9 protein-coding genes are annotated in these 12,492 nt (G+C 55.2%); 3 read left to right on the top strand and 6 right to left on the bottom strand.

Features of this window, described 5'->3' with window-relative positions:
* Positions 1-122: 122 nt before the first annotated feature.
* A complete protein-coding gene (locus DSM117340_RS03935; protein ID WP_089888035.1) occupies positions 123-1,487 on the bottom strand; it encodes an oligosaccharide flippase family protein in 1,365 nt (454 codons plus the stop codon).
* The gene (locus DSM117340_RS03930; protein ID WP_089888034.1) at positions 1,484-2,344 is read right to left on the bottom strand and encodes a glycosyltransferase; all 861 of its coding nucleotides are present in this window, start codon (positions 2,342-2,344) and stop codon (positions 1,484-1,486) included. Before DSM117340_RS03930 ends, DSM117340_RS03935 begins: the two co-directional genes overlap by 4 nt.
* 57 nt (positions 2,345-2,401) lie before the next feature.
* Here DSM117340_RS03930 and epsE point away from each other — a divergent pair, with 57 nt between their 5' ends.
* Positions 2,402-3,691 carry an exopolysaccharide biosynthesis GT4 family glycosyltransferase EpsE gene (gene epsE, locus DSM117340_RS03925; RefSeq protein ID WP_354689873.1) on the top strand — a complete coding sequence of 430 codons (1,290 nt, stop codon included), beginning with the start codon at positions 2,402-2,404 and terminating at the stop codon, positions 3,689-3,691.
* A 2-nt stretch (positions 3,692-3,693) separates the two neighbouring features.
* Here epsE and DSM117340_RS03920 read toward each other — a convergent pair whose 3' ends face one another.
* Positions 3,694-6,600 (bottom strand): calcium-binding protein, encoded by a 2,907-nt coding sequence (locus tag DSM117340_RS03920; RefSeq protein WP_354689872.1) that lies wholly within the window; start codon positions 6,598-6,600, stop codon positions 3,694-3,696.
* A 114-nt stretch (positions 6,601-6,714) separates the two neighbouring features.
* Between DSM117340_RS03920 and DSM117340_RS03915 the strand changes: the two genes are divergently transcribed.
* Positions 6,715-7,212: a serine acetyltransferase gene (locus DSM117340_RS03915; RefSeq protein ID WP_089888028.1), complete on the top strand. Its 498-nt coding sequence runs from the start codon at positions 6,715-6,717 to the stop codon at positions 7,210-7,212.
* 99 nt (positions 7,213-7,311) lie between these two features.
* Here the strand turns inward: DSM117340_RS03915 and DSM117340_RS03910 are convergent, their stop codons facing one another.
* Together DSM117340_RS03910 and DSM117340_RS03905 are read right to left on the bottom strand one after the other, a co-directional pair.
* Entirely contained in the window at positions 7,312-8,604 is a 1,293-nt protein-coding gene (locus DSM117340_RS03910) for a glycosyltransferase (RefSeq protein WP_089888026.1), read from the bottom strand.
* A gap of 2 nt (positions 8,605-8,606) precedes the next feature.
* Complete coding sequence (locus DSM117340_RS03905) at positions 8,607-9,992, bottom strand: hypothetical protein (protein WP_089888025.1); 1,386 nt, start codon at positions 9,990-9,992, stop codon at positions 8,607-8,609.
* Between the two features lie 175 nt (positions 9,993-10,167).
* On the opposite strand from DSM117340_RS03905, the gene DSM117340_RS03900 reads away from it, so the two are divergent.
* A complete protein-coding gene (locus DSM117340_RS03900) occupies positions 10,168-11,346 on the top strand; it encodes a glycosyltransferase family 4 protein (protein ID WP_089888023.1) in 1,179 nt (392 codons plus the stop codon).
* On the opposite strand, the gene DSM117340_RS03895 is transcribed toward DSM117340_RS03900, so the two are convergent.
* Positions 11,347-12,033 carry a sugar transferase gene (locus tag DSM117340_RS03895; protein WP_089888021.1) on the bottom strand — a complete coding sequence of 229 codons (687 nt, stop codon included), beginning with the start codon at positions 12,031-12,033 and terminating at the stop codon, positions 11,347-11,349.
* Positions 12,034-12,492: the final 459 nt, after the last annotated feature.

The raw sequence follows: 12,492 nt of genomic DNA, 5'->3' as shown, positions 1-12,492 counted from the left end.
TCATCCCCAAGGCCTTGGCGCGCCTTTGATGTGTCACATAAAAATACGGTCAAATTTAGGCGACCGCCGCACTCAGGCGCCAGTTTAGCCGTTTTTTTCTAAGAAAAACATATTGTTTCTATTTAGGAACCAATTGCTATCAAAGCATCGATGGCGTCGCGGTTGACCATGTAACAGAGCGCCACCAACAAGAGCCCCAAGACCGCGAGAACGCCGTCATGGAGCGCATCCCATGCACCTGTCTGCTTGGAGAGCCAGACCACCACAGGATAGGCTAAAACCATTGCAGCCCCCTGCCCTATGATTGCGCCGGATAGGCCATCCAACTGAAGGCCAATGGAGAGGCAAAGCACCATGAGAACAGCCTTTGACCCTGCGAGCACAAAGAAGCGTTTGCTGTCGCCTGCGGCAAGGGCGGCCTGATCATAGGTCAATGCAATCAGCGCAGGCAGCTGCATGAGTGCGACCATCACAGTGATCGCACCCGCTTGCCCATAGCGCGGATCATAGAGCAGATCGACAAGCCAGACTCCTGTAAGGCCGATCACTGCGACAAGGACAAACAGCGCTAGCGAAACCATGAAACGCATTTTGCGCAGGTAAGCAAAATTTGCAGCACTGTCCTTCGGCGGCCACTCTCGATAGATCGGGATAAGCATCCGATTGACCAGAACCATCCCCAAAAGCAGCGGGAAAGAAGCGAGAAAATATCCGATGTTATAGATGCCAAACTGATCAAGCGGGAGATATTTGCCAAGTATCAGCTTGCTGGATTGGTTGATGACAAAGCCTGCAACGGTGGCAAGGAATATCCATTTACCAAAGTTGATCAGCTCGCTGGCAGCCGGTTTTTCCCAACGGAAGCGGTTGCGCTCCCCTGGGAGAAACGCGCCATAAATCAAAAGCTCCGCGATTGCGCCAATGATGCCTGAAAGGATCAGCGCCCAGACAGAGTGCAGTGCATAGGCAAGAACAATTGCTGTAAGCACGCCAATCAGCTGGCTGATCATATCGATGACGGTGATCCGCCCCATCCTCAAGTGCCTGTTGGCCTCATGATACCGGGTCGGGTTGAACCCCGCGATGACAAGGGTTAGCGCTGCGACAGGCAGCATATAAAGCAGGTCAGGCACCCCATAAAACAGCGAGATTGGCCAAGCCAGCGCACAGGCGGTAAGCCACAGCAAAACGCCACGGGCGACTTGAATGGTCCAAGCTGTGTCTAGAAAATCGCGTTCATCGCCGCGCTTTGACTGAAGGATCGCAGGCGCAACGCCAACATCCGAGAACATATTGAGCCCCATGAGGAAAACCGTGATCAACGCCATGAGACCAAAGGCTTCGGGGAAGAGAAGCCGTGTGAGAACAAGGTTGGACAAGAGCCGCATGGCCTGTGACCAGCCAAAGCCAAAGACCGTCAGCCCAGCTCCGCGCAAAATCCGCGCGACCAGAGCTTCGCCTGTGAGAAGGCGCGCCAGAAGGCTCATCGGCCGCGACTCCAGTCTTTCGGATCAGGTCCAAAACGGGTCAACAGCGCGACAGCGCCATAGACGGCAAAGCCAACAGGATCACGCAGCGCCAAGCTGCCGATTTTGGCAAGGCCGAGGCGCGGCTTGTCATCATTACGGGCCAAATCAGGAAAGAGGGCGGCGATTTCGGCAACCCCTGCATTCTGACGTTTGCGCACGCGCACAAGATTGCTAAAGCCCTCCACAAGTGGCCAGACATAGGCGCTGCGCAGCTTGAGCCGCTCTGAGGGTGCAAAGCTGAGCCGCACGAAGGTATCATCCGAAATAATATCAGGGAATTGCCCCCAGCGTCTGCGGCCTGCTGCGCTGACACCAAAGAGCCCACACCCCGGAACACCCATTGTCATAAAGGGCACGCGGGCATAGAGGCGCGCATAAGAGCGCGTCGCAAAGCTCTCAGGTGGCGCAATGAGACAGTCACCACTGGCGTAAACAGGCTTGTCAGTTTGCAAAACCCGCGCAAGCTGGTCCAATAGTGGCTTGCCAATGCGCACGTCAGCGTCGAGATAGGCGCGTGCGCGGTGGTGTGCGACTGCATCGCCTGCGTTGAGCGCAGACATCTTACCGCCATGAGGCAAATCCAGAACCTGAAAATCCCAGCCCATCCCCTTGAACGCGGGCGCATAGCTGCGCGCTATGTCGGCTGTGCTGTCCGAGCAGCCATTGGCCACAACGATCACCTCGATCGGCATCGGAACTGGAATAGAGCCAGAGCCGTATCCAGGCTTCGGTGAGGAGCCGAGTAGCGCCTCAAGGCAAGCGCCGATCTCATCGGCTTCATTGCTCGCGGGCAATATCACAGAAAGCCCTGCCATCACAAAACGCCTCTAAAGATGAAGGCATTTGAAGGGTTGCGGCCAAGGCGCACCACGGTGCAAACTCGTGTGAGTATTTTAGGCGCAATCGCGCTGAACCCTGTTCTGATTCTGCTGACGAGAAAGCGGCGCATTTTGCAAAACATCTCACAAGTTCCTGAAAAAATTGGCATCCTCATACCCCAGTTTCCGGGTCAAACCCATATTTTCTTTTGGCGTGAGATCCTTGAACTACAAAATATGGGCGTGAATGTGACGCTTTTCAGTACCTTGCCGCCGCCGAGAGGGCTGATCTCGCACCGCTGGTCTGAGGAGGCGATGGCGCGCACCGAGTATCTTGTCGACAAAGATCCTATAAATGCCGCGCTTGCGCTTTTGCGTTTTCCGTGGGGCACCTTACGGCACGACCTTGGACAAGAGCCGCGCGAATTTTTGAAAGATATTTTGCTCAGCCTCCCTGCTGCGCGCCGCCTTGCGCGCGCTTGCAAGCACGCAGGCATCACCCATGTGCACGCGCACTCCGCGCGCCGCGCCGCCACCATCTGCGCTTTGGCCAAAGTGATCTGGGGGCTGGAGTATTCGCTCACACTTCATGGCCCAATGTCGGACTATGGCCCAGGGCAGGGATTCAAGTGGCGCCATGCGCGCTTTGGGACAGTCATCACCCAGAAACTGCGGCGCGAGCTAGAAGCCACAATTGGACACGACCTGCCCGAGCAGGTTTATTTGCAGCCTATGGGCGTTGACACCAACGAAATGTCGCGTGCTGAGCCCTATTCGCCCCCTGCCGTGGGCGGACCCCTGAAACTTTTCTCCTGTGGGCGGCTCAATATTGTCAAGGGTCATCAAGACCTTATGGACGCCGTGAAGCTTCTGCGGGATCGTGGAATAGACGCCAAGCTTGAGATTGCAGGACAGGACGACGCAGGTGGCAGCGGGTATTTTGGCGAGCTTTGCCGCAAGCGCGACGCGCTCGGGCTACAAGAGCACGTAACCCTACTTGGCGCGATTGATGCGGCGGCAGTGCAGCAAAAACTTCTGGAAACGCATATATTTGTCCTCGCCAGCTGGCACGAGCCTTTGGGTGTGGCCTATATGGAAGCTATGAGCTGTGCTGTGCCCACCATCGGCACAGACGCTGGGGGCGTGCCCGAGCTGATCACCCACAATCACGACGGCATCCTTGTGCCGCCCAAAGCACCAGAGGCGCTCGCCGAAGCCATTGAGGCCCTCGCTGCGGACCCCCAAAAACTCATGGCACTCTCGGATGCGGGACGCGCGACAATTGTGAAAAGCTTCTCGTCAAAGCGCGGTGCAGACACACTGCTTGAGGGAATGAGGAATTAAATTCACTGTATCGCAAGTGTGAATTTTCTCGTCGGCTCTCCCGCAAAATAAAGCGTTTCAATGTCACGCAGATAGCTCACATCCGGCCCACGCTGCGCGTAGACAAGCCCGCCTTTGGCAAAAATCTGATACTCTTCCGAACGCCCCGGAAGCTCAACAATGTCACGGCCTGCACCACCATTGAAGTGGTCCGCACCGCCCCCCGAAACCATAAAGTCATCTCCCGGCCCCCCAACGAGCGCGTCTTCTTCGGGTGTGCCGATCAACCTATCAGGCCCCTGCCCCCCATATAGCATGACCCTGTTGAGAAAGCTGCCCGCGGCGCGCTGCGGCAACTCTGGCTGGATCGCGTTGGCTGCCATAAGAGCGTCCCAACGCGGATTGTCGTCCTGCAAATGGCGCAGAGCACCCCAGCTGCCGTATTTCGTTGCTGGCGCGACATCCACAAACGCGTTGAAAAGCTGTCCGCCCACATTGCGCCAGCGGCGCAGAAGCTCGTCATAGAGCTTGCCGACTTCGTCATCGTAATTGAACGAGGTAAAAAATGCGACGAGCTCTTCATCATTGAGCGCCTCGCCATGTGGCGTCACATGTGTGCCCCCTTCATACATCACCAACTGCATCCCCAGTTTGCTCGCAAGCTCGGCATGATACGGCCAGAAGACCTCGGTCAGCTCCTTGAACGACCCGTTCCAGAGAAGCTCTGCCACCTCAGGATATGCCAGATCAAATTTTATAGGTTCAATCTCGGCCTCAAGCGCTTTGCGCTGCAAGCCCTTCTTGCGGCCGACTTCCTCAGCCTTGGCGATGGATTTTGCCACAATCTGACGCACTTGCGGCAGACCCTCTTCTTCTAATCCAAGATCAAAGCCGAAATAGCCAGAGACGGCATAGGCATCAAAGCTCTCTTTCGGCGCGGCCAACCCCTCGGCCACAGCCAAGGGTGCTTCCAGAAATGGCTCTTCAAGACCTGCCCAGCCCGTGTGAACACCCATAACACGCACCAAGCGCTCGGAGGCCGAGTTGCCATACACTTCAGACCAAATACCCATAACTTCCGCTGAGCGCAGCCCTGCGTATTGCATCCAAGCATCGCCCTCCACATTCCAGCGCTGGCGCGCCTTATCAACGGCCCATTTGGTTTGAGGAAAAATATGGTTCCAAAGCTCGTTGGAGAATTCGACATAAGCCTTCAAACGCGGATCAAGCGTAGCGCGCGTGAGCTCTGCAAATTGCCGCATGTAGGCGTCATTGGCCGCGTGGGGCATACAAATCCAAGGGTCCGCACCCACAATATTGGATAGGCGGATGATAACTTCTGCAGGGACACCCCGCCAAGCATAAGAAAAATGCGCCTCTCTTGGACGCTCGTCCCAGCTCTCCACAGGAGAGCCGTTGGTTAGCATCCAGTCCATAAACCTGAGTGATCGCGCATTCTCGATGCGCGCGATCCACGCAGGGTTAAAGATCACGCCTGCATCGTAAAGCGGGATATGGTCTTCCCGCACGATCTCGATATCGCGGATATAATTGCCTGTGCCGTTCGGATCAGTGCTCTCTATGCCCACGGCAACAAGCCCCTCACCGGGGCTATAGGACAACCATATTTCGTTTTCACTTTCGCTTGTGCGCGCTGTTTGGCCACGGCCTGATACGGTCAGCTTGCCCTCCCCTTTCCAACGAATGCGATAGCGCGCCGCCATATCTGTTGCCTCTTCGGGCTGATCTGTCAGAACAAAACTCTCAAGCTTGCTCGCCTCGGCGGGAATACGTGTCGGATACCCATGCGCATCCAAAAGGCCACGCTGGGCCAGATCATCCATCTGGATCGCACCCCATTGATCGCCGACATGTCCAACCCACGGGCGCGCTGTCTTCATAATATTCAGAAACGGGTGTTGAGTTGACCAGTCTGAGACACCGTCAAGGCCGAGCGCAAGCGACGGGTTTTCAAGCTGACCTGCGGGCGCATCAAAAGCTGCGGGTTGCATTTTGGGCGCTTGCACGATGGCTGGCGTGATCGCTGCCGCCTCGCGCCCCTCAGCGAGCTCAAAGAGGCGCGCAGAGACCATAGCCAGATTGTCCCGCAAAAGCGGGTGAATGCTCTCAGGTAGCGCCATAGAGCTGGGAGCCGCCTCACCATACAGGGCTGGATAAACGGCCATCGCCGCTAAATAATAGAGCGTCGGCGCACCGTGAGGCGCGTCATCAAGGTAGAGGTCTTCTACGGGAACCCCATTCAGCGGCTCTTCTGACAAGACTTGGCTCAAGAGATGCGCCACAGGCACAAGCCTGACATCCGCATCAGGGCGCGCTGCGCGGGTCTGTTCCGCCAGTTTTACATACCAGTCGTGATAGTCGCCCATATTAAAGGCGTGATACTTCTTCAAATCACGCGCCCGTGGCGGAAACCGTCCGGCAACCCCCGCCATCTCGGCCCAGCCTTCATAAATCAGCAAAGGCCGCGCCCCGACCTTTTCATCCATAAGTTTCAGCAATGTAGACAGAGGAGAAGCGCCATCGGGATTGTCGCCATCATAGGGCACATCCGGCCACTGATATTGAATAAAGTTCGCAGGATTGACCATAACGGCCGTCAACTCCGCCTCAGCAAAGCGGGTTCTGTCACGGTTCCACGCGGGTTTGACCCCCTTGAACGACCAGTTCGAGATCGGCTCTCCTTCGCGAACGAAGTCACGCAAAAAGCCCCATTGCCCGTCTGCGGCAAAGTCATGCCCAGAAGCCTTGGCCATTTGCGCCAACCAGTAGGGCACAGTCGTCTCGTCTCCGCCCTCGAGGTGATTGATCAAGGAATTGCCAAAAATATAGAGCTTTGCGTCTCTCGCCTCTAGCGTGGCAGGCAAAGCCAATAGCGACACCAGCACAACAGCCCAAACTCGTAAAATCATTGAAGTCTCCTCCCTGAAGACGTGTAGTGTTGCGCTCTTAGATAATTCTTGCAAGTCTGCCTTAAAGACAGAAACGGGCAACAGTTTGTCACGCGCGGATAATTTGAGATTAAAATGAGTTCCATTCACCCAGATGACATCAATGTGTCCGCCTCAACCGCAGATTGGAGCCGTGAAACAGTTCAGTCATTCTGGGATCCGGGCCGCAAGCTTTTGCGCGCCATTCGCCGCTATCAATCCCTCAAGGCAAAAGGCAGTGTGCTCGCCAGCCTTTTGGCAAAATACTGGGTCCTTAATCATGGCTTTTGGTCGCTGATCACGCAAAGCGAAATTCACCTTACAACTCAAATCGGCGGCGGCCTGCGCCTCACCCACCCCACAGGGATCATCATTCATCCCGAAGCGAAGGTCGGCCCAAATTGTATGATCTTTCATCAAGTCACACTCGCTGGCGCCGTGACGCTTGGCGGTCATGTCGATGTCGGCGCAGGGGCGAAACTCATTGGTCCCCTCACTGTGGGTGATCATGTGGTGATCGGCGCCAATGCTGTGGTGACAAAAGATATCCCGTCAAACGTCACCGTCGCAGGCATCCCCGCCAAAATTATCTAAAATCTAAATCGGATTCCTCTTTCTCAAAATATCTTGGGGGTCTGGGGGCAAAGCCCCCAGCGGGTCGGATTTGCAAAGCAAATTCGAACCCTCAATACCTCAAGAAAAATTGAAGCGACGCAGGTCTTCCCCTGCAAGGACAGCGCGATACAGCGCCTCGGCGTGCACGCCTTTTTGCGCCCAAGTAAAAGCGCCTTCCGCGTAAGCCTGCCCCCGCAACGCACAGGCCTCCATGTAAGCAGGCTCTGCGACACACCGCTCCAAAGCTGCGGTGAAGCCTTCCACCATTTCCTCCAGCGGAGCGATCGGAACAGCGTCCCCGCGCCCCGCTGCGGCCAGGGCCCCAGGCGCGCCGTAGTCCGCCACAAGGCAATGCATCCCGCAGGCCATGGCCTCGATTACGACCCCCGCGCCAAGCTCGCGGATCGACGGAAAGATAAACCCATCACACTTGCGCATGAGCTCCGCCACCTCGACCTGTGTTTTGCGCCCTTCCAGTGTCACACAGTCGTGCAGCCCGAATTCTGCGATCACAGCGCGCATACGCTCTTCCTCGGGGCCGCTTCCCAGAATGTGCAGATGGTGCCCCCGCAAAGCGGCTGAAGCCGCAAAAGCACGGATCGGCAGTTCGGGCAGCTTGTATGGCACAAGGCGGCCCGCATAGAGAAAATGCATTTTTCTCTCCGTCCCGCGTTGGCCTGCTGGTTTGGTGCCGTCGGCGTGAAAGATAGCAGGGTCAAAGCCGATTTCAGGGACCATAACAATCTGCGCGTCTTCAACACGCGTGAGATCAGCCCGAGTATGCTCAAAGGCTGTCAGAACCGCTGCCGCCCGATCATAGGTCGAGCGCGCAAAAGGAAGAAACTTGTAGAGGTTGCGCAGCCCGCGCAGCTTTTCCTTTTCACGTGCCTGCTCGGCTTGAAAGGCCTTGGGCCAGTCCAAATTGCCGTTGAGCGGACCAATCAAAAAGGGAAGCTTGAGCTTGTGCGCAATATAGCTCGGCAAGGTCGGAGACATCGGCGTGATACGGTGCACGAGATCAAAGTCGCCAGCTTTAAGAGCGGGCTTAAAATGCTTCCAAACCTCCCGCTCAAAGGCGAGATAGGGCAGGTAGTTCATTATCATAGAGGTCGACCAAGCCACCTCCTCACCACCACGGAGCCAGCGCGCCAGTTTGAACATCGGAGCCGCTATATACTCAGTGTCGAGATAGACCACATCAAGCCCATCTGCGGCCTTTTCAATATTCTCGCGGTTGCGCACATGGGTCGCGATGGTCACATCACAGTGCTGGGCAATCTCGCGGGCATATTTATAACCGACAATGGGCAATGACGGCCACTCGGGGTTGCATTCATCCGCTAGGATCAGAACTTTTAAACGCTGGTTCATCGTTACATCACAGTCTTAATTTTCATTTTGGCGCTGCGCACCTGCGGCATATGGGTCTCGATATAGCCCAAGAGCGCCCCACCCATCATCCATGTCAAAGGCGTAATTGTCGCGTTGGGCAAAAGGTCAAAAAGATTGAAGCCAAGGATCAGTGCCAGTGCGCCAAGATATGGCGAGGTATGGGTTTCTTTGGTGAGGACAAAACTACGCGCAAACAAGACAAATAAAGGCCAGCTGAAAAGTAAGAACTCCGCCAAATAACCAACCCATCCAAACACCCCGATGGTGATAATCCAGCGCCCGTCCGTCACCGTGAGCAAAATCCCTGTGATCGGATCGAGAATATGATTGCGCCCCCAGCTGCCCCAGCCAAAAACAGGCTTCAGATACGCGCGGTCAAGAAGCACGCGCTCATTGTCAAAACGGAACTTGAGCGAGCCTGCACGATCTTCATCAAGTGCCGTTACCTTCTCCAAAATTTGCTTTTCAGGAATCCACTCGAGACCTTTCATGATTGGATAGGTCACTGCCAGAAGCGCGAGAAACGCAGCAAGGCGGAACTGCCAGAGCCGGCTCATGAAGAGCACCATCGGCAAGAGCACGGCGGCATAGGCAATAGAGGCCACTGATTTACAGGCGATCATAATAAAGCCGAAGTAAACGCTGATCCCGCCATACCAGACCTTGGCGTTGCCTTTGGAATGACGAAAGAGCGCCACGGCACAGCCGAGCATCATCATCGCAAAGAGCGCGACCCAAAGCCCATGATAAAGAAAGACGATGGGGCGAAAGCCACCAAAGCGGATCAGCTGATCAAAACTGTGTTGATAGTAACCCCAGACCCAAAGATTGAGCTGCGGGCTGAGGCGAATTTCGATCAGCATCAGAAGAGAATATACAAGTCCCAGCGCAACAAAGGCGAAAAGAATGTCGCGCTGATCCTTCTCGCTGCGCAAGAAACTATAGGCCATGACAAACGGCATCAGGATCATGCATTGCTGCACCATCAGCGCGATGGCCTCAACAATGCGCAGACCTGGAAGCCCAACCTGACCAAAGAAGATCGGCTCATCATTGGTGAGCACTGTCGCCAGCGGAGTGATGACAAAGAGCACCATCAAGCCCTTGGCAATATTTGAGCGCGGCAAGTAGATTAGGTCTTTGCCATACATAAAAAAGCAAAAGCCAAAGGCCGCCAAAGCCGCGATGGAATCTTTGGTCAGAGGCGGCACTGCAGGAAAGTCAAACAACGCAGGCGGCGGGGGCAAAAACAGATAGGCCGACAGCAGCGACCAAAGCACAGCACGCCCCACTGGCAACTTGCGAAACAAGACCAGTGAGACAAGCGGCCAGCTTGCCAGCGCAAGTAAAGCGAGTGCGTTTGGCATCTTCTTTTATAGTTTCCTGCTGCGCCCCAACCCAGACATCCAAAGTTTTAGCAATGAAAAGGACGTTTGTCGCTTATTTCTTCTCATTTGCCCCATTATCGCCGACAATCCATCTCATTCTCGCCCACTGGTTCGCATAGCTGATCAAAGCGTGAAAAAGACGGGACTTTGCCTGATGAAAATTGCCTATCTCTGCGACATCAGTCCTGAGCATACCCAGCCTTATTCGGGCGGGAACGCGCGAATCTATCGCGCGTTACAGGATCATGTCGGTGAGGTGGATATTCTGCCGCAGAGTTGGGGCGCGGCCGAGCCTGTACGTCGTGCGATCTATGCGCTGCCTGACGGGATCAATCTGCGCCTGCGCTGGCGGCTTCATTTGCTGCTGTCACAGATCATTTCGCGCTCTGTGACACAGGCTTTGGCAGCCACGAAATATGATGTTGTTTTTGGAGCCTATTCCTTTCAGTCGATGGCGCGTCTCAAAACACCCTACCCTATGCTCAAGGCCTTCACGGCAGATGCCAGCTTTACCGTTTACAAACAGTCCGAGATCGGCGCGAGTTTTGGCTCTTCTTGGCTGTCGCGCAGATTGCTGGATCCACTTACCTTCAGAGCCGAGCGCGCAATCTACCAAAACCTAGACCTCGCGCTTTGGCCCTCAGATTGGCTTAAGGGCGAAGCGGATGCGCTTTATAATCTGAGCGAAAGTCAAAGCGTTGTTGTTCCTTGGGGCGCCAATATTGACACACCCAAAGCCGAAGCAACGCCTTTGGCCCTATCAAAAGATGCACAAGTCAATCTGCTCGTAGTCGGGCGCGACTGGCTTGCTAAGGGCGGTCCAGTTGCATTTGAGACGATGAACATCCTGCGCGAAGCGGGTGTCGATGCGCGGCTGACAGTGGTCGGAACACAGCCCCCTGATGTCCATATCAACCCCTATGTGAAAGTGCACCGTGCACTCAACAAAGCAGTGCCACGCGAGCGGGCGCTCTTTGAAGCAGCGTTCCGAAGCGCCCATTTTTTAGTGCAGCCAAGCTTTGAAAGCTGGGGCTTCGCCTTTTGTGAGGCTGCGGCCTATTCGCTACCCTCGCTTTGTCTCTCTGTTGGCGGTGTGCCCGTTCAAGACGGGATCACGGGCCATGACCTTCCACAAGGCTCGAGCGCAACAGAATTTGCAAAGATTATTCAGGGCTATCTTAAAAATCCCGCGAGCTACGCCGCCTTGCGCCTCAGCTCGCGTGCGGAGTTTGAAGCAAGTCTCAACTGGGACGCTTGGGGGCGCAGAGTACACGATCTGTTTGAGGAACGCTTGGCGTCAGGCATGTTGTCTGAAATGCCTTCACGCACTTGATCAGTATCCAGTGCCTCGGATCACAACCCGCAACGTTCCGAGGATCACTTTAACATCGATCTGAAGCGAGAGTGCCTTATAGTAGGCTGTGTCATACTCAGCACGCTGCGGAAAACTTGTCTCGTTGCGCTCTGAAATCTGCCAGAAACCAGTGATGCCTGGGCGCATCTCGTAATAGGCACGGCCCGGATAGATATCTTCCTGACCGACCATCATCGGGCGTGGACCAACAATCGACATATGGCCCAACAGAACATTCAACAGCTGAGGCAGCTCATCAAGCGAAGTCTTACGCAGCACTTTCCCAAAAAGCGTAATCCGAGGATCGGACTTTAGCTTCTGATTTTCATCCCATTCTGCGCGCGCTTCAGGGTTTCGGGCGAGATAGGCTTCCAGAATTTGATCCGCATCCGCCACCATTGTGCGCAGTTTGAACATGCGAAACAGGCGGCCATTCTGGCCAATGCGTTTTTGCGTGTAGATCGGGGCACGGCCATCCAGAGCAATCAGCCCCATCAGCGGCAGCAAGATCAGCAGTGTAGGAACAATCGCGATCAGCACCATCGCAACATCAAGAGCTCGCTTGCCATGCGCACGGTAGACACCTGAAAGATGAGCCACAGGGTTGGCTTCGAGCAGCCTGCGCAACTCGGCAAGATCCAGTCGGCTAGAGACACGTTCGTTCATCGCTACACCCTTGAGCCCAACGCCAACATGGCAGAGCCCTAACTCATTAAATTTACTGCCGGTCTCTCAGACATTTTGTCAGGTGCGCAGAAGCACTTTGGCTTCTGATGGGCGACCCACCGCAATGTCTTTTGGTCTTTTAAGACGCCAGCTTGGCAGCTTGGCCAGCGTCAAAAACCGTAACGTTGCGCGCTGTCCCCAAGCGCTATCTAGAGGGGCGAAGTCTTTTTTTCGGCTCCATCTAGAGCTCTTCTCTACGCCTCTGCTGGCGTCTGAGTCAATTCCTGATAAATTTTATGAAACTCGTAGTTAACGCCTTGAGCTTCCTTCTTTGACGGCCCGAAACTGACCAATGACACCAGCGAAATACCACGGCGAACAGCTAGGGATATGGACTGTGACTGCCCCCAGCTGTCGCGCCAACTCGTAAAACAACAGCGCAGCAACAGCCCGACTAAA

Source organism: Lentibacter algarum (genome assembly GCF_040580765.1).
Classification (GTDB): Bacteria; Pseudomonadota; Alphaproteobacteria; order Rhodobacterales; family Rhodobacteraceae; genus Lentibacter; species Lentibacter algarum.
The sequence above is the reverse complement of the archived record's forward strand: the minus strand, read 5'-3'. Positions and strand labels throughout refer to the sequence as shown.

Coding starts and splice junctions, on each gene's coding strand:
- DSM117340_RS03900 (WP_089888023.1), top strand. CDS start 10,168: ATGAAAATTGCCTATCTCTGCGACATCAGTCCTGAGCATACCCAGCCT.
- DSM117340_RS03920 (WP_354689872.1), bottom strand. CDS start 6,600: ATGATTTTACGAGTTTGGGCTGTTGTGCTGGTGTCGCTATTGGCTTTG.
- DSM117340_RS03915 (WP_089888028.1), top strand. CDS start 6,715: ATGAGTTCCATTCACCCAGATGACATCAATGTGTCCGCCTCAACCGCA.
- DSM117340_RS03935 (WP_089888035.1), bottom strand. CDS start 1,487: ATGAGCCTTCTGGCGCGCCTTCTCACAGGCGAAGCTCTGGTCGCGCGG.
- DSM117340_RS03905 (WP_089888025.1), bottom strand. CDS start 9,992: ATGCCAAACGCACTCGCTTTACTTGCGCTGGCAAGCTGGCCGCTTGTC.
- DSM117340_RS03930 (WP_089888034.1), bottom strand. CDS start 2,344: ATGGCAGGGCTTTCTGTGATATTGCCCGCGAGCAATGAAGCCGATGAG.
- DSM117340_RS03895 (WP_089888021.1), bottom strand. CDS start 12,033: ATGAACGAACGTGTCTCTAGCCGACTGGATCTTGCCGAGTTGCGCAGG.
- DSM117340_RS03910 (WP_089888026.1), bottom strand. CDS start 8,604: ATGAACCAGCGTTTAAAAGTTCTGATCCTAGCGGATGAATGCAACCCC.